At 53.2% G+C, this 16,595-nt stretch carries 15 protein-coding genes, 1 rRNA gene and 1 pseudogene; 10 read left to right on the top strand and 7 right to left on the bottom strand.

Annotated features, from left to right (window positions below; all coding sequences use genetic code 11):
* Positions 1–4: 4 nt before the first annotated feature.
* On the top strand, positions 5–379 hold the full coding sequence (locus ACHHV8_RS29865; protein ID WP_395162906.1) for a hypothetical protein: 375 nt from the start codon (positions 5–7) through the stop codon (positions 377–379).
* Positions 380–390: 11 nt separating this feature from the next.
* On the opposite strand, the gene ACHHV8_RS29860 is transcribed toward ACHHV8_RS29865, so the two are convergent.
* From ACHHV8_RS29860 to ACHHV8_RS29845, 4 genes are read right to left on the bottom strand one after another with little or no spacing between them, the layout of a single operon-like run.
* A complete protein-coding gene (locus ACHHV8_RS29860; RefSeq protein WP_395162905.1) occupies positions 391–1,860 on the bottom strand; it encodes a GerAB/ArcD/ProY family transporter in 1,470 nt (489 codons plus the stop codon).
* Between the two features lie 26 nt (positions 1,861–1,886).
* The gene (locus tag ACHHV8_RS29855) at positions 1,887–2,114 is read right to left on the bottom strand and encodes a hypothetical protein (protein WP_395162904.1); all 228 of its coding nucleotides are present in this window, start codon (positions 2,112–2,114) and stop codon (positions 1,887–1,889) included.
* Positions 2,115–2,118: 4 nt separating this feature from the next.
* A complete protein-coding gene (locus ACHHV8_RS29850; protein WP_395162903.1) occupies positions 2,119–3,285 on the bottom strand; it encodes a Ger(x)C family spore germination protein in 1,167 nt (388 codons plus the stop codon).
* Complete coding sequence (locus ACHHV8_RS29845; protein ID WP_395162902.1) at positions 3,282–4,913, bottom strand: spore germination protein; 1,632 nt, start codon at positions 4,911–4,913, stop codon at positions 3,282–3,284. Before ACHHV8_RS29845 ends, ACHHV8_RS29850 begins: the two co-directional genes overlap by 4 nt.
* Before the next feature lie 201 nt (positions 4,914–5,114).
* On the opposite strand from ACHHV8_RS29845, the gene cls reads away from it, so the two are divergent.
* On the top strand, positions 5,115–6,542 hold the full coding sequence (gene cls, locus ACHHV8_RS29840; protein ID WP_395162901.1) for a cardiolipin synthase: 1,428 nt from the start codon (positions 5,115–5,117) through the stop codon (positions 6,540–6,542).
* Between the two features lie 16 nt (positions 6,543–6,558).
* Here the strand turns inward: cls and ligD are convergent, their stop codons facing one another.
* Genes ligD through ku form a run of 3 tightly spaced genes read right to left on the bottom strand, consistent with a single transcriptional unit; the run spans position 6,559 to position 9,273 of the window.
* Entirely contained in the window at positions 6,559–7,452 is an 894-nt protein-coding gene (ligD, locus tag ACHHV8_RS29835) for a non-homologous end-joining DNA ligase (protein WP_395162900.1), read from the bottom strand.
* Positions 7,453–7,498: 46 nt separating this feature from the next.
* The gene (locus tag ACHHV8_RS29830) at positions 7,499–8,410 is read right to left on the bottom strand and encodes an ATP-dependent DNA ligase (RefSeq protein ID WP_395162899.1); all 912 of its coding nucleotides are present in this window, start codon (positions 8,408–8,410) and stop codon (positions 7,499–7,501) included.
* Entirely contained in the window at positions 8,407–9,273 is an 867-nt protein-coding gene (ku, locus tag ACHHV8_RS29825; protein WP_395162898.1) for a non-homologous end joining protein Ku, read from the bottom strand. Before ku ends, ACHHV8_RS29830 begins: the two co-directional genes overlap by 4 nt.
* Before the next feature lie 235 nt (positions 9,274–9,508).
* Here ku and ACHHV8_RS29820 point away from each other — a divergent pair, with 235 nt between their 5' ends.
* The 8 genes and pseudogenes from ACHHV8_RS29820 (at position 9,509) to ACHHV8_RS29785 (ending at position 16,356) form a co-directional block, all read left to right on the top strand.
* On the top strand, positions 9,509–9,742 hold the full coding sequence (locus ACHHV8_RS29820; protein WP_395163710.1) for a hypothetical protein: 234 nt from the start codon (positions 9,509–9,511) through the stop codon (positions 9,740–9,742).
* Between the two features lie 26 nt (positions 9,743–9,768).
* On the top strand, positions 9,769–9,951 hold the full coding sequence (locus tag ACHHV8_RS29815) for a small, acid-soluble spore protein, H family (RefSeq protein ID WP_395162897.1): 183 nt from the start codon (positions 9,769–9,771) through the stop codon (positions 9,949–9,951).
* Between the two features lie 220 nt (positions 9,952–10,171).
* Complete coding sequence (gene thiL / locus ACHHV8_RS29810) at positions 10,172–11,209, top strand: thiamine-phosphate kinase (protein WP_395162896.1); 1,038 nt, start codon at positions 10,172–10,174, stop codon at positions 11,207–11,209.
* A gap of 23 nt (positions 11,210–11,232) precedes the next feature.
* Positions 11,233–11,724 carry a tRNA (adenosine(37)-N6)-threonylcarbamoyltransferase complex ATPase subunit type 1 TsaE gene (tsaE, locus tag ACHHV8_RS29805; protein WP_395162895.1) on the top strand — a complete coding sequence of 164 codons (492 nt, stop codon included), beginning with the start codon at positions 11,233–11,235 and terminating at the stop codon, positions 11,722–11,724.
* Entirely contained in the window at positions 11,721–12,629 is a 909-nt protein-coding gene (gene tsaB, locus ACHHV8_RS29800) for a tRNA (adenosine(37)-N6)-threonylcarbamoyltransferase complex dimerization subunit type 1 TsaB (protein WP_395162894.1), read from the top strand. Before tsaE ends, tsaB begins: the two co-directional genes overlap by 4 nt.
* Positions 12,630–12,888: 259 nt before the next feature.
* Positions 12,889–13,413 (top strand): ribosomal protein S18-alanine N-acetyltransferase, encoded by a 525-nt coding sequence (rimI, locus tag ACHHV8_RS29795; RefSeq protein ID WP_395162893.1) that lies wholly within the window; start codon positions 12,889–12,891, stop codon positions 13,411–13,413.
* Positions 13,410–14,437 (top strand): annotated as a pseudogene (tsaD, locus tag ACHHV8_RS29790) (tRNA (adenosine(37)-N6)-threonylcarbamoyltransferase complex transferase subunit TsaD). Before rimI ends, tsaD begins: the two are co-directional and overlap by 4 nt.
* 377 nt (positions 14,438–14,814) lie before the next feature.
* Positions 14,815–16,356, top strand: a 16S ribosomal RNA gene (locus tag ACHHV8_RS29785).
* Positions 16,357–16,595 lie beyond the last annotated feature (239 nt).

Genomic DNA, 16,595 nt, shown 5'->3' with positions numbered 1-16,595 from the left:
TCGCTTGTCGTTTTTAAAAACGAGCCGGATGAACCTAATGGAGAGACTGAACCTCCATCGGAAATCGGAAGTAGCGCTGCTGGCGGAAGGCTTCGCGGGCGAGCCAGGCTTGCTTCAAAAGGTGGGCAAACGGTTTATCCAGGTCAGCGGCCAATATTTTGTTCCTTACAGCTTGCAGGAGATCGTACTTCTGGGCCACTCCTATACAAGGGAAGGGAGGCAGGTGAATCTGCGAACACGGTATCTTGGGGCCTTTCCTGCCGTACTCGTCCGAACGGGTACCGATTTCATCGAAATTCTCGTAAACCGTCAGGAAGAAGAGGAAGAGCTGTGGGTGCTCATCCCTCTGAATCAAGTTATCAGTATTGAGGAGGCCTGATGCGAGACAAGTTACTGTGCCTGCTGCTTGGCATGGAACAGCTCCATATAAGAGGTCAGTACGGCAAGAACGCTGCATACGCAGTAAGAAACTCCGCATATAACCCCCGCGATGGCATAATGCCTGCTGAACCATAGCCCCAGCGCCAGGCAGGCGATATTCAGTACAACCAGAACGTTACTCGACCGACCCCAAGCTTTATAAGACAGCTTTTGCAGAAATCCGGGCGCCGGATTCCGCTTGCCCCGATTGGCATGGGTGCGGTTCGTGGACGCCGTCGGACGACGGCTGGCTTGGCTGCCCGTGCCTTCTTCTGATGAGTCCACGGGCTCCGCTTCACCGTACCGTCCCTTTGCTTCAGCCGACGAGCTCTGCCCCTGCTTCTGTTCGCGGCGTTCGCGAACCGGGTGTCTTAAGGAGAACAGCCAGATCACCAAGAAGAGCAGCGGCTGATAAGCTACCACGAAGAACGGGTAGCCGTAATTGCCGAAACTGAAAATTTCGGTGGCGCTCTTGAAGGCGAGCAGGGACGTCATCAGCACCAGCAAGCCCATGGGACTGTTGATTGTGCTGTAATCTCTCTGCTTGACCAAGCTGGCTATTCCGGTAAGCAGAGCCAGGTAGACGGCAATCATTTCGCAAGTAGAAACGGGAAACCAGATGCTTAAGATCAGGAGATCCACCCGGTCCAGGAAATCCGTTATATGAATCTGCTGCACAACCGAATAATTTCCGAATACCAGATTGCCGGGGATGGTAGGGCCAAGCACCAGCAGCTCCAATACTAAGAAGATGCCTATGAGCAGGGCGGCGAGGAGCGCGCCATGTCTTAAGGCGGAGCGGAGCTGGCGGGTTGCCTGTAAAGTATGGAGAAACGCCCCCATGACGAACAAATCTCCGAACCAGCCCGTACTGATCATGTTACCGAAAAATAACGATTGAATTTGTCCGGACAGGACAGGCTGCAGCAGCGTTTTATCAATTTCATTCGACAGCAGCAGCGGCAAAATCACAATGACGAAGGTAAAGAATGGAAAGAAGAAGTCGGTGACCCGCGCCACTACTTCTACGCTTGTTTTACCATAGTACATGACCACCAGCATGAGCAGCATGACGATGATTTCGTCCGGCGTGTTAGGCAGCAGCGAAACGGCGACGAACTTGCTTAAAGAACGCAGATCCCGAATCAGAATCGTCCATAGGTGGAACATCAGCAGCAGGTTGACTGCGGTTCCTATGAACTTGCCGAAGAGCAGCTTCGTGATCTCGAATAGATGCTTTCCCGGAAAGCGGCGGGCCAGCTGGTAAAAAACATAAGCCAGCAAAACGGCATAGCCGGATGCAAGAGCGTAGGATCCCCAAGCATCCATTTTCCCGAGCCTCACTAACACCTGTTCTACGCTCGTCAAGCCGCCTCCAGTCAAAATAGCCGCAGAAAGCCAGGCAAATTGCCGGCAATTGATGACTTGCTTCTGATCCATGAACGCACTCCATTCTATCCATTAGGTTAAACCTGAAGAAATTGGTGTACCCATGTGGAAAGGTTGTTTACAAATAAATAAGTAGGCAGGAACTTGATGCCGAGCAGCATGCAGATAAACATCGCAGAGGTCAAGGTATACAGGACGACATACAATGTCTTGAGTGACTTATGCTGGGACTGCATTTTCTTCATGTCCGACACTAGGGTTATCACCACAATGAAAAAGAAAACCAAGAGAAAGATATTGTTCAAGGCATCAATGCTCCTTCAGAACATTTTCATAAATTAAACCCGTATCCGTGATTTCGCTCTCCACATCAATCGTAAACTTGGCTTTTTTCAACCCCTCCGGCCAGTTTTTCTCATACTGTTTTTTCCATTCATTCGGGTACGATCTCCATACCATCGTTCCTAATTGGGCGGAGTCCGTCTGGCTTTTGGTCATTCTGGCAATGATGGTCTGGATCGATTTTTTCACGTAGTCGGACGTCGCCTGCTCGACCTTCACCAGATTTTGGGTTTGGCTCAAGTCGTAATAAGAGCGGTTCTCGGTCAGCTTGGCCCGGACATTCACGTGAATTTTAAAATTCAGGGCATCCTGGCCAAGGCTCACGTCAACCCTTGATTTAACCCCATAAAGCTTTAAATTCATAAGATGCTGCTGCTCCACATGAACCGTAATATTGGCCAGGACATGCTGATTCCTCAGCCAGGAAAGCCCGTTGGCGGCCATGTCTTCGTAAGTACCGACGAATTTATCTCGTTTGAACTGCGCATATCCTTTCAGCTCTACTTCCTTGGAGCTCTTTTCGCTTTTCTGGGAGTCGGTTACATCCATGTACACGGCTACCGGGTCGCTGCCCGGAATACTTAGCGCCAATCCGAAATCCTTGAAATTCATATCCGCTACGTATCGGGCCTTGACCAGCTCGCGGATGGCTTCCGAAGGGAACCTTTCGAATCGGGGATTGCTCTGCATCATTTTATAGGCATAGCCTTTGGTAACGATTAAATAGGTCGACATCCGGCTCTCCGGGCTTCTCGGCGTTGGATCGAAAAACTCAGAGATGCCTTTCTTGGCCAGCTCCTCACCTACGAGAATCGTTCTTCTGTGGGCAAGGAACATCCGGCGGGACATCCGGCGCTGCATTTTCATCTGAGCCTCCCGGTACGTGCTCCCGACCTGGGAGTCAATATAATAGCTTTTTTCTCCCGCGGTTCCGCCTCCGCCTCCGGAAGCTCCGCCCATCTGGCCCGGAAGAGGGACCATAACCGAATAGCGGATTTTATTGTTCGCTTCCAGGTCGAGCGCAGAAACCAGAATAAAGGCCATGTCATTAATCTCGGTCCGATCCCAGCAGCCGGGAAGCACCAGCAGACATAAGAGAGAGAGAATGACACGCTGCACGCGGCGCTTGATCATGATTCGGCATCTCCTTCGTCGTCTTTCTCTTGATGCTGGCTGCTCATTCCCTTCTGCCCCTCTTGCATTATTATTTCTGTGGCCAAGGCATCCCCCTGGCGAACGGTATCCTGCAGCGGCATATATTCAGGTCTTTCTCTCATGGCCCACCATGGATTACGTATGACGACATCCTTCAAATCCGCAGCGGACAGCGGTCCGATAGGGGACAAGTAAGGAATGCCGAACGAACGCAGATTAGCCAGATGGCCGAGAATAATCAGAATGCAGATGAGGATACCGAACATGCCAAACACCGCAGCCGCAAAAATGATCGGAAAGCGCAGCATACGGATGGCGATCGCCCCGTTGAACCGCGGGATCGTGAAGGAAGCAATCCCGGTCATTGACACGACAATAACCATGGGAGCGGAGACGATGCCCGCTTGAACGGCGGCCTGCCCGACGACAAGCGCGCCCAGAATACTGACGGCCGAGCCGATTGTTTTCGGCAGGCGGATCCCGGCTTCGCGGAGTCCTTCGAACGTAACCTCCATAATGAGCGCCTCGACGACCGCAGGAAAAGGAATCGCCTCACGGGCCGCCGCGACAGAGAGCAGCAGGCTGGTTGGAAGCAAATCCTGATGGAAGGTCGTGATAGCCACGTACAGCCCGGGCGTCAACAGCGACAACACCAGAAACAAGTAGCGCAGCCAGCGGATCAGCGTAGCAATTTGAAACCGCTCGTAGTAATCCTCGCTTGCCTGCAAAATTTCCGTAAATACGAACGGGACGATCAGCACGAACGGAGTGCCGTCGACAACAATGCCGACCCGGCCCTGCAGCAAAGCCGCAGCAACCGTATCCGGCCTTTCGGTATACTGCACCTGCGGGAAAGGCGAATAAGAGGAGTCTTGAATAAATTCCTCCAAATAACCGGATTCGAGCACGGCATCGATATCGATTTTCTCCAGCCGGCGTAGGACCTCTTGGACAATCCCCGGATCCGCAAGATTCTCCAAGTACGTGACCACCACGCAGGTATTGCTTTCCCGGCCGATCGTCAAATTCTTCATTTTCAAATGCGGCGTCTTGAGCTTTCGGCGAAGCATGGACGTGTTGGTGCGGATATTCTCAACGAAGCCCTCGCGCGGGCCGCGAATGACGGACTCGGTCTCCGGCTCGCTGATGGAACGCGTCTGCATTCCGCGGATTCCGAGCAGCACGGCTTGATTATTGTTGTGGACAATCAGGCCGACATCCCCGCCCAACACGGAAATCAGCAGGTCGGAATAGTTATCCGTCTTTTGCGTCTGCGAAACGGGCAGGTTGCGCTGAACGATTTCATCCAGCAGCGGCTCGCCGTCTTCAAGAGTCATCAAGGACTTCATCGTATCGTTCGCCAGCTCCGTGTCGACCATTCCGTCGACGAAGAACATGATAGCGTTGGAGCTGTGCTCCAGCTGAAACTCGCGTATCACAAAGTCGGAGCAGTCCTTGAACAGATCCGATAAATAAGCTTTATTTTCCGACAGCTCCATGAAGATTGGGACGGACCTTAAATCTTGAATGAACTGGTAATCATGCTTTTGCAGCGTCTCATGAAGGGTGTTTTTTTCTTTCTTGTTTCGTTTAGATGAACGTAGCATGACGGACCGTCTCCTTCTGTGATGCCGCCTCGCGGAGGGGTCCGGTATATTTTCTCCAAATCCTAAATTTTAATCCCTAATTTTCCATTCCTCCCGGAAAAGCCGCAGGGGACCGTATAGCAGGTGCAGGAAAAGACAAAGCTAGTAGAGTGCTGGATTGCATGGAAAGAAGAACCGGCGGATAAGGGGGGAGGTGCGCGAGTGGTCTGGTTGGTGGTCGCCTTGCTGCTGTTTATTTTTCAAATCATTACGATCTTATTTCATGAATTCAGATATCCTTCCAAGACAGTGGCGTGGCTCGTTATTTTATTTGTTTTTCCGATTATCGGTTTTGTGATGTACTACTTTTTGGCCAAGGAATATACGCATCGCAAAATTGTCCGCCGCCGCGGGCTGCGGTATATTCCGGACCCGTATCATGAGAGCCGGCGCTATGCGGCGTCTTCGGAGCCGGATGAATCCGCGATGCCGGGACTATGGAGGGAACCGCGGCTCTATGCGCTGCTGAACAATATTCCGAGCGCCTCCTTCACCAAGCAGAACGAGGTCAGGGTGCTGACGAACGCGCAGATGGCTTATCCGGCCATTCTGGAAGCGCTGGAGGGGGCTAAGGAGTATATTCATTTTGAGTTTTATACGATTCGCCACGACCGGATCGGCACCCAGTTTCAACAGATGCTGATCCGCAAAGCTTTGGAAGGCGTCAAGGTCCGGTGTATTTTTGACGGGGTCGGCAGCTACAAGCTTGAAACCCGGTTTATGAATGAGCTGCGGCAGGCCGGCGTGGAGGTCTATATCTTTTTACCGCCTTTAATCGCATTTTTCGATAAGCGGATGAATTACCGGAATCACCGGAAAATTGTAGTGGTGGATGGGATCAAGGGCTATGTGGGCGGTCTCAATGTTGGCGACGAGTACTTAGGAGGGAATCCGAATCTCGGTTTTTGGCGGGATACGCATCTGGAGCTGATAGGGGATTCGGTCTATTCGCTTCAATATACGTTTATTCAGGATTGGCAGTTTGTCAGCGGGGAGCGGCTGGCGGATCCGTCTCTTTTTCCCGAGCATGACAATACGGGCTGCAAAAGAGTGCAGATGATCAGCAGCGGGCCCGATGCTCATTGGGACGCGATTCTCGAAATGTATTTCGGAGCGATTACGACGGCAAAAAAGCGGATTTTCATCACGACGCCTTATTTTATTCCCGATCCGAGTATTAGCATGGGATTAAAGACCGCCGCGATCAGCGGAGTGGACGTGCGGGTCATTTATCCGGCCAAACCGGATTCCAAGCTGGTCAATTATGCGTCCCTGTCCTATTTCGAGGAGCTCATGCAGGCGGGCGTCCGTTTTTACTCTTATCAAAAAGGCTTCGTTCACTCAAAGGTGCTCATTATGGATGATATTCTCGCTTCCGTAGGCACGGCGAACATGGACATGCGCAGCTTCTTCAGCAATTTTGAACTGAATGCGGTTCTGTATGATAAAGAAACGATCCAGCGGCTGGAATCCGATTTCCTCCAGGATTTGAAGGACAGCAAGGAGCTGAAGCTGGATGTGTTCCAGAAGCGCCCGCGGTTGCAAAAAGGGCTGGAGGTCGCTGCGCGGCTGCTTTCGCCGTTGTTTTAGAAAAGCAGCCTGCGGTTCATTGGATAAAGGAAAGCACACGATCGAGATTTTGCGGGGGGACTTGTTGAATCAAGTCTCCTTTTTGTTTGAGACGGTCCTCAATCGTAAGGAGATTGAAGTCCAGCGGGGATACGCGCCGAGCCACTTCCTCCCAATGGAGCGGAGTGGAGACCGTAGCGGCCTGCCGGGCGCGCGGCGTATAAGGAGCGGACAGCGTTTTGCCGTACCAATGCTGCAGGTAATCGATATAAATCAAGTCGCCGCGGTCCTTCTTCAGCCGCTCGATAGTGAACAGCTCCGGATGCTTGTTGACGGCGAAGCTGGCTACAAAATGGCCGATTTTGCGCAGCTGCTCGAACGTGTAGCCGCGCTCGATCGGCACATAGATTTGTACGCCGGTGGCGCCGGACGTTTTGGGTACAGATCGGATGCCCATGCCGTCCAGGATCGTGCCGATAATTTCGGCGGCTTCCATAATTCGCGGCTCCGGGTCTATGCTCGGGTCGATATCGATCAGCCATTCCTCGGGAAGCGTTTCGCCGATGCGGTGAAAGGACGGATGAAATTCGAGGCAGGCCAGATTGCCGAGCCACATCAGAGTCGGAAGGCTGTCGAGATGAACGTAATTGATGCCCTCCAGCTCCGCGGTACGGACGAACGGAGGGATCGGCGCCGGAGCGTTCTTTTGATAAAACGACTTATCCGCATAACCGTTAGGAAAGCGAATCGTCGTTAAGTACCGGTTCCGGCAGTAATGAATCAGATGAGGGGCCAGCCGGATCAGCTTCTCCAAATAGTGCAGCTTCGTAATGCCCAGCTCGGGCCACAGCAGCTTGTCCGGATTGGAGATCGTAATTTCCTGGTCTTCGACGAGCACGATGCCTTTGTTTGCCTTCGTATCCATTGCCATATCCGCGCACCTCTCTAGCTGTATGCTTGTTTTGAACGCATCCTGTCTACTCAAACTCGGGAAGCTGAACGATTTTCGGGTGGCGCAGCTGCCCTGCGGAAGTAATCTCAAGTCCGGTTACCGTACATGAAAAAGGGCGCTCGAGCCACAAAATCTCCTCTTTGCGCCAATCCGCAGGAAGCGGCTGGAACCAGGCTTCGGTCCGCTGTTTTTGCTGTCCCATACGCAGCAGCGCCGCTTTACGCCTCTCGTCCAGCCCGAGCGAAACCCTTCCGAACAGCAGGCCGTCTTTTTCCATAATCAGACTGGCGACCCGGCCGCTGCGGATAATAAAGCCGATGATATGCACCTCGAACAGCAGCGCCGTCTTTTTCTTGAACCAATCCTGATGCTTCTTGCCCTCCCGGTAGGGACTGGCCAAACGCTTGGCGACGACGCCTTCCCAGCCGTTCTGCTCTACCCAGCTCCATAGGGAGGAGCCGTCTGTGAACAAATCGGTCACGAACAGCTGAGGCTGTTTTTCCGGGAACAGCTCGAGCAGCCTACGGTGGCGCTCCTCATAGGGGAGGGAACGGAGATCCTCCCCCTGCCAATACAGCAGGTCGAATAGCACATAGACAAAATAACTGGAGCCGCTCGTTCCGGCTGTAACGGACCTCGAACGCTCCCTTTGGAGGATGAGCGAGAAATCCGGGCGCTGCTTGCCCAAATCGAACATAACCGCTTCCCCATCCAGCACACAGTCGGTTTGCTTGAACGGCTCAAGGCAGGACAGCGCTTCGGGGTACAGGGAAGTTTTGTTCAGCAGCTGCCTGGAGAACAGCTCAATGTCCCCGCCGCTGATGCGGGATAAAAGCCGAACGCCATCCCATTTCAGCTGATATCCCCATTCCGGGCCGACAGGAAGAACGGCTGCCGTTATAGGCGCCATAAGCTCCTTGGGCAGCTCGATGGTCATGAAACGGTTTCCTTGGCCTTCGCTTTGGCCGATTTCGGTTTCTTCGCCTTTGGTTTATCGGCGGCAGGAGGAGCTGGCGTATCGGCTTCGTCGGCCGGCTTCGTCGCGTCCAGACTGGCCTGCAGAGCGGCCATCAAATCAATAACGCTTGTCTTCTGCGGCGCAGGAGCCATGCTGACCTGCTGTCCGTTCACTTTTTGCTCAATGGCATGAAGCACCGCCTCGCGGTAATCGTCTTTATATTTCTCAGGCTCGAAGGGCGTCGTCAGCTGCTCGATCAGCATTTTGGCCATCGTCAGTTCTTTGTCGCTGACATTCGACTGCTCCGGCAAATTCGGAACCTGATCCACAGGCCGGATCTCATCCGGGTAGAAAATCGTTTCCATCGCAATGCAGTTATCGATCACACGGATTGCCGCCAGACTGCTTTTGGAACGGATGGATACTTTGGCGATACCGATTTTTCCCGTTTGTTTCATCGCCTCAAGCAATAAGTTATAAGCATTGGCACCCGTTTCGTTAGGAGCCAGGTAATACGTTTTATGGAAGTAGACCGGATCAATGTCCGTCAATTGCACAAAATCCAATATTTTTATTTCCTTGTTGACCTCGCCGTTAAGCTTCTCCAGTTCATCCTTCTCGAATAAAACGAAGGCGCCCGGCTCATACTCGTATCCGCGGGCAATTTCTTCCCATTGGACTTCGCGGTCGCATGTCAAGCATTTGCGCACGAAATTCAGCGGCGTCACGCATTCTTTGTGGATATAACGCATGGAGATGTCTTTGTCCTCTGTCGCGGAGAACATTTTAACGGGCACATGGACGAGGCCGAAGCTGATAGCGCCCTTCCAGACTGTGTGCATGCGGATTCCTCCCTTTTTAGTGAAATCGAAAAAGTCCTTTATTGTAATGGAGCACAATGATTAACCGTAGTATGACCCTCTTCAGAGGGACCTATGAATGACAGAGGCCGGTGCCGGGACATCCTAAACATCAAGCATGAGTCCGGCGGGAGATGAAGTGATCGTACGGCGGTACCGCCTTTTCCCCGTGGGCGAGCGATAGGCCATTTCTACAAATACAGGAGGAATACTGTACATGAATGAGAACCGCCCAGCATCCGCAGCACCCGATGAGAACGCTGAATTGACACAAGCATCCGCTCAGCAAGCGGCCACCGATGCGGAGAATCAAGGCCGTGACGATTATTTTATGGACATTGATCGCATGGTCAATGAAGGCTTGGGTGGAGGCTACGTGACTATTAATAACGGTTTGATTGAAGAAAGCACGACCGATACGATGGATCATCCGGAATCGCTGCAGCAATAACTTCGCACAGGAGGACGTGGTAAGAAATGAAAGTATTTCGCGCGCAGGAAATATTGCAGTCTGAAGCCAAGATCGAAGTGGAGCTTCATGGGGTTTCCGTATGGATTGACAGCGTGGACGCGGAGCAGGAAACCGCCAAAGTGCATGTTGAACATCAGCCGGCCGATGCGAAAGTCGTCGCAGTCGAAGAGCTTCAGGAAATCTCATAGCTCCCGTTATTTTACGCCTGCCGGTATCCGGTTATTCCCAGTATGTCCATACCTGCTATCAGTTAAGCCTCCAGGCGTAAAAAGCCGGAGGTTTTTTCTGTACCCGTATTTCGCTATTTTTGTCTGCCTTTCAACGGGACCTGATTTTGCCTCTATTATTGCTACCTAACATGGAGAGGGCTATAATAGGGTCATTACATTTCGGAGGCGGAGTCAAAAATTGAGTTCTTTGGATGAATTTGAATTTATACGCCGCTTGACTAAGGACAAGCAGTCCCGTGCGGTACAGCAGGCGTGCGGTGTGGAAACCGGAATTGGCGACGATGCCGCAGTAGCATATGTGTCTTCCGGGCACCAGCTGGTGATGACCTGTGACACGATGACCGAGGAGATTCATTTCAAGCGCATCACCATGCGGGATCAGGATATCGGGTATAAGGCGATGGCTTCCGCTGTAAGCGATATCGCTGCGATGGGCGCTGTGCCTCGGTTTGCCTTGATTTCAGTCAGTTTTCCCAAAGGGACGGAGCTGTCTCGGATGGAAGCTATATATAACGGCCTGTACGAATGCGCCAATCGCTGGAGCGTGATGGTCGTAGGTGGCGATACCACTTCATCTGCGGGCGGAATTACTATCTCCGTTACGGTGATCGGAGAGGTGGAAGCGGGCAAAGCGCTGCTGCGTTCATCGGCGAAGCAGGGGGACGTATTATTTGCGACGGGGATGCTTGGCTGCTCCGCGGCCGGGCTCGACTATTTGCTGGGGCGGCAGCTGCCGTCCTCCGACTGGCCCCAGGCGCAGGCTGCAGATTCCTCCTTCATCGAGCAATTGATACGCGCGCACGGACGGCCGAACCCGCAGGTCGAGGCAGGACTGCTTCTGCAGCGCTCGGGCGTATGCCATGCTCTGAACGATGTGAGCGACGGCTTGGCCAGCGAGGCATGGGAGATTGCCGAGGCCTCCGGTGTCGGGATCGATCTGATTGAGGAGCGCATTCCCGTTGCCGGGGAATTAATGGCCTATGCGGAGCAGACGGGCAAAGATCCGCTCGATTTCATTCTGTACGGCGGAGAGGATTACCAGCTGGTCGGTACGATGCCGGCGGAGCATGCCATAGCCATGCAGATGAAGTTTAAGGAAGCGGGCCTGCAGCTGTACATTATCGGCTATGTGAACGCGGAGACGGCCGGCGTGCGTCTGGTGCAGAGCAGCGGGTACGCTGTGCCTATCGAGAAAAAAGGCTACAACCATTTTTAAATGATTATAAGGAGGGGACCGATATGGTCGCTTCGGCCTCTTATGCATATACCTCGGGCAGCCTTAAGGATACGGTACAATTGGCTGCGAAATTGGCATCGCGCGTCGTTCCGGGAACAGTGATTACTCTGGACGGCGATTTGGGAGCCGGCAAAACGGCTTTTTCGCAAGCATTTGCCAAAGCGCTTGGCGTTAAGGATATCGTCAGCAGCCCGACATTTACCATTATTAAAGAATATGAAAGCGGACGTCTGCCGTTTTATCATATGGATGTCTACCGGTTGTCTATGGAAGAAGCGGACGAGCTGGGACTCGAGGAATACTTTTACGGAGAAGGCGTTTCGCTGGTGGAATGGTCGTCCTTGATTCCGGACTTGCTTCCGCAGGAGCGTCTCTCGATTCATATAGAGCTTAGCGGGGAGGACGGGCAAGGCCGCTTGTTCAGACTGCAGCCGCACGGCGAGCCGTATAAGCAATGGTGTATCCAGTTAAAGGAGAACGGGGACTTACAATGATGACACAATCGAGCACGGCAAACGAGATACAAGGCACTTTACTCGCTGTGGACACGTCGACCAGCCATATGTCTGTCGCGCTTATGCGTGACGGGATACTGCAGGGAGAGCTGAATTCCAACGCCGAGAAAAATCATTCCATTCATCTGCTTCCTCATATTCGTCAGCTGTTGAGTGCTTCGGATATTCAGCCGCAGCAGTTGAACGCCTTTGCTGTAGGAGTCGGTCCGGGCTCCTACACGGGCGTCCGGATCGGCGTGACGGTGGCCAAAACTTTTGCATGGACGCACGGGATGGCTCTGATTGCCGTTTCAAGCTTATCCGCAATGGCATTGGGCGGACTCGAAGCCTATTACTTGCGGCAAGGGAACCCGGACCCTGTATCAGGTCAAGAGGAGGGAGGCGGCCGGACGCCGAGCAGCACCGCAGCGCCCGAACTGAATCGAGTAGGTGGGACTGCGCTGGACCTTGTGCAAAAGCAGTCCGGCACGAGCTGGGTCATACCGATGATCGAAGCGCGGAGAGGGCAAGCCTTTACGGGCTTGTACCAGGTGTCGGGTCATCGCTTCAGCCGAGTTGTCCCGGATGGAATCCGCTTGATGAGCTCCTGGGCGGATGAGCTGCTGGACCGCGTGCAGCAAGCGGGAGAGAGTGAACGGCCGCTGCGGATCGTTTTTGCAGGTGAGACCAAGCTTCACGGAGCAGTGCTGGCATCGTTTTTCGAGCGCTGGACGGGTGAATCCGCAGAGGTTCCTCACGAATTAAGGGCCTCGCATCTCGCGGAGCTGGGCCAGCGGCTATGGTCGGAGGGGCATACGGAGAACCCGCATGGTCTTGTTCCCAACTACACACAGCTAACGGAGGCAGAAGTCAACCTGCTGGCCAAATCGTCCGGCAGAGCCTGACAAGACGGCTGCATGCCGCCGGCAAAAGAAGGACCTTTTTGCCGTGCACGCTGCAGCCTGCTTTTATCGGGCAAAGGAAGGCTTCTATCTAGCCTAGAATCGGCCTGATTGGCGTTCTTCCGCTGTTATTCGCATGTCCGGCTGTTTCTTTCATCAATAGCTCCGACTCAAAAAGGAGTAAGATAAAGCTCTGGGAAAATGGTTTAAAGGAATGCTTGAAACCCGGCATTTCTTCGAAAACTTGAAGGAGGTCTGTGCAATGGACCGCAGCGAATCTTTGTCAAAAGATAGCGCCAACGCGATACGATTCCGCTCCATGCAGATGGGAGACATTCCTGCGATTTGTGAAATCGAGCAGGAAGCTTTTACAACGCCCTGGACCGCCGGCGCATTTCAGAATGAGCTGACCAGCAACCAGTTCGCCCGCTATGTGGTCATGGAATATGACGGACAGATCGCAGGCTATGGGGGGATGTGGCTGATTATGGAAGAAGCGCACATTACGAATGTCGCCGTCAGACAGCAGTACCGCGGAAAAAAGCTTGGAGAACGTTTAATGCGGGAGCTGCAAAAAACGGCAAGCTTATATGGAGCGGTAAGAATGACGCTCGAAGTCCGCGCTTCTAATTATATTGCGCAGAACTTATATGAAAAGCTCGGCTTTTATTCCGTCGGCGTACGGCGGGGCTATTATACCGATAACCGGGAGGATGCCATCATTATGTGGGTGGATCTGCCCAAATTTCATCACACATCGAATCAACCTACAGGGGAACAGCCATGACGAGCAAACCGAATTATATATTGGCTATTGAAACAAGCTGTGACGAGACATCCGCAGCTATTGTTCAGGACGGAACGATCATCTTGTCCAACGTGGTATCAAGTCAAATCGAAACGCACAAAAAATTTGGCGGCGTCGTGCCGGAGGTGGCCTCCAGACAGCATGTGGAGAGCATTACGCTTATCATTCAGGAAGCGTTCGAGAAAGCCGGAGTGAGGCCTTCCGATTTATCGGCTGTAGCCGTGACGCAGGGACCGGGTCTGGTGGGGGCGCTTCTTATAGGGATCGTCGCGGCCAAATCCCTGGCCTATGCTCTTGATCTGCCTCTAATTGGCGTCCACCACATTGCCGGCCATATTTATGCCAACCAGCTGATGCATACGCTGGAATATCCGCTGGTGTCTTTGGTCGTGTCCGGAGGACATACCGAGCTTGTCTTTGTGGAATCCGAAGGCAGCTTCCGCATTATCGGCCAGACGCGGGACGATGCCGTGGGCGAAGCCTATGACAAAGTGGGTCGGGCGCTGAAGCTGCCTTACCCCGGGGACCGCATATCGACAGGCTCGCGCTGGGCGCGGAGGAAGAAGCGCTACCTCTTCCTCGCGCGTGGCTGGAGCCTGATTCCTATGACTTCAGCTTCAGCGGGCTGAAGTCGGCGGTGTTGGCCTCCTTGAATCAGGCCAACATGAAGGGCCTGACGCTTGCGCCGCAGGCCGTGGCGAAGGGCTTCCAGGACTCCGTCATCGACGTCCTGGTGACCAAAGCGATGCGCGCCGTCCGAGAATACGGCGCGAAGCAGCTTCTGCTGGCGGGCGGGGTCGCCGCCAATCAAGGGCTGCGGCAGCAGCTGGCTGCGCGCTGCGCGGAGATCGGCTTGCCGCTGCTTGCGCCTCCGCTCAGTCTCTGCACCGACAACGCCGCTATGATTGGAGCGGCTGCTTATTTGAAATGGCAGCGCGGCCAGTTCTCGGACCTCGACCTTACCGCCGATCCGCAGCTCAAGCTTGAGGGCTGGTCTGTGTAAGACCGTTCTCTACAGTAGATCACATACAGCTGTTCATCCCGCCCTTCCGACAACTATCGGAGGGGCTTTGATTTTCGCTCGAAAATAACTTGTCGAAAAAGCTTGCAATTCCTATCGGCTTCGTGATATATTACTCCTTGCCGCTTCGAGGGCAAGCAGAAATGAGCAAAGAGCGACAACATCTGCAAAAAAGATGCTTGCAATTCGATAGGCGATTGTGCTAAGATATAAAAGTTGCTTTCGACGGTTGTCGAAAGATAACGAATAAGATTGCCCTTTGAAAACTGAACAACGAGTGAGTGAAATAAAGAGAATGCAAATTCTCGCTAGCAAGAAATTTTGAGCTTAAGACAAGCTCTGTTACAAGTTCTACAACTTTAATGGAGAGTTTGATCCTGGCTCAGGACGAACGCTGGCGGCGTGCCTAATACATGCAAGTCGAGCGGATTTCACCTTCGGGTGAAGTTAGCGGCGGACGGGTGAGTAACACGTAGGCAACCTGCCTGTAAGACCGGGATAACTATCGGAAACGATAGCTAAGACCGGATAGCTGGTTCTCTCGCATGAGGGAATCATGAAACACGGAGCAATCTGTGACTTACGGATGGGCCTGCGGCGCATTAGCTAGTTGGTAGGGTAACGGCCTACCAAGGCGACGATGCGTAGCCGACCTGAGAGGGTGATCGGCCACACTGGGACTGAGACACGGCCCAGACTCCTACGGGAGGCAGCAGTAGGGAATCTTCCGCAATGGACGCAAGTCTGACGGAGCAACGCCGCGTGAGTGATGAAGGTTTTCGGATCGTAAAGCTCTGTTGCCAGGGAAGAATGCTTGGGAGAGTAACTGCTCCTGAGGTGACGGTACCTGAGAAGAAAGCCCCGGCTAACTACGTGCCAGCAGCCGCGGTAATACGTAGGGGGCAAGCGTTGTCCGGAATTATTGGGCGTAAAGCGCGCGCAGGCGGTTATTTAAGTTTGGTGTTTAAGCCCGGGGCTCAACCCCGGATCGCACTGAAAACTGGATGACTTGAGTGCGGGAGAGGAAAGTGGAATTCCACGTGTAGCGGTGAAATGCGTAGAGATGTGGAGGAACACCAGTGGCGAAGGCGACTTTCTGGACCGTAACTGACGCTGAGGCGCGAAAGCGTGGGGAGCAAACAGGATTAGATACCCTGGTAGTCCACGCCGTAAACGATGAGTGCTAGGTGTTAGGGGTTCGATACCCTTGGTGCCGAAGTAAACACAGTAAGCACTCCGCCTGGGGAGTACGCTCGCAAGAGTGAAACTCAAAGGAATTGACGGGGCCCCGCACAAGCAGTGGAGTATGTGGTTTAATTCGAAGCAACGCGAAGAACCTTACCAGGTCTTGACATCTGGGTGAAAGCACTAGAGATAGTGCCCCTCTTCGGAGCGCCCAAGACAGGTGGTGCATGGTTGTCGTCAGCTCGTGTCGTGAGATGTTGGGTTAAGTCCCGCAACGAGCGCAACCCTTGACTTTAGTTGCCAGCATTGAGTTGGGCACTCTAGAGTGACTGCCGGTGACAAACCGGAGGAAGGTGGGGATGACGTCAAATCATCATGCCCCTTATGACCTGGGCTACACACGTACTACAATGGCCAGTACAACGGGAAGCGAAGGAGCGATCCGGAGCGAATCTTTAGAAGCCGGTCTCAGTTCGGATTGCAGGCTGCAACTCGCCTGCATGAAGTCGGAATTGCTAGTAATCGCGGATCAGCATGCCGCGGTGAATACGTTCCCGGGTCTTGTACACACCGCCCGTCACACCACGAGAGTTTACAACACCCGAAGTCGGTGGGGTAACCCGCAAGGGAGCCAGCCGCCGAAGGTGGGGTAGATGATTGGGGTGAAGTCGTAACAAGGTAGCCGTATCGGAAGGTGCGGCTGGATCACCTCCTTTCTATGGAGTCCATGATGACTGCAGGTCATCGGACATAAATTCACTCACTCGTTGCTCAGTTTTGAGAGGTGCAATAGACTCTCAAACCTACTGACAACTGAAACGATGGAAACTTCGTTTACCCGTTGCAGGACAGCTTGTTCCTTGAAAACTAGATAACGAAACAAAGCATAGAATCATCCTTTAAAGAGATAGATCTGATGATCTTACTCTTATAATCTTTAGCTGCCGTTCGATTC

The sequence above is a fragment of the Paenibacillus sp. TAB_01 genome, from assembly GCF_043945595.1.
Taxonomy (GTDB): domain Bacteria; phylum Bacillota; class Bacilli; order Paenibacillales; family NBRC-103111; genus Paenibacillus_S.
This window is presented reverse-complemented; position numbering and strand designations above follow the sequence as displayed.

Bases quoted from the DNA above. Each gene is read 5' to 3' on its own strand.
- ACHHV8_RS29860 (WP_395162905.1), bottom strand. From the start codon at position 1,860: ATGGATCAGAAGCAAGTCATCAATTGCCGGCAATTTGCCTGGCTTTCT.
- ACHHV8_RS29850 (WP_395162903.1), bottom strand. From the start codon at position 3,285: ATGATCAAGCGCCGCGTGCAGCGTGTCATTCTCTCTCTCTTATGTCTG.
- ACHHV8_RS29845 (WP_395162902.1), bottom strand. From the start codon at position 4,913: ATGCTACGTTCATCTAAACGAAACAAGAAAGAAAAAAACACCCTTCAT.
- ligD (WP_395162900.1), bottom strand. From the start codon at position 7,452: ATGGCAATGGATACGAAGGCAAACAAAGGCATCGTGCTCGTCGAAGAC.
- ACHHV8_RS29830 (WP_395162899.1), bottom strand. From the start codon at position 8,410: ATGACCATCGAGCTGCCCAAGGAGCTTATGGCGCCTATAACGGCAGCC.
- ku (WP_395162898.1), bottom strand. From the start codon at position 9,273: ATGCACACAGTCTGGAAGGGCGCTATCAGCTTCGGCCTCGTCCATGTG.
- ACHHV8_RS29820 (WP_395163710.1), top strand. From the start codon at position 9,509: ATGAATGAGAACCGCCCAGCATCCGCAGCACCCGATGAGAACGCTGAA.
- ACHHV8_RS29815 (WP_395162897.1), top strand. From the start codon at position 9,769: ATGAAAGTATTTCGCGCGCAGGAAATATTGCAGTCTGAAGCCAAGATC.
- tsaE (WP_395162895.1), top strand. From the start codon at position 11,233: ATGGTCGCTTCGGCCTCTTATGCATATACCTCGGGCAGCCTTAAGGAT.
- tsaB (WP_395162894.1), top strand. From the start codon at position 11,721: ATGATGACACAATCGAGCACGGCAAACGAGATACAAGGCACTTTACTC.
- rimI (WP_395162893.1), top strand. From the start codon at position 12,889: ATGGACCGCAGCGAATCTTTGTCAAAAGATAGCGCCAACGCGATACGA.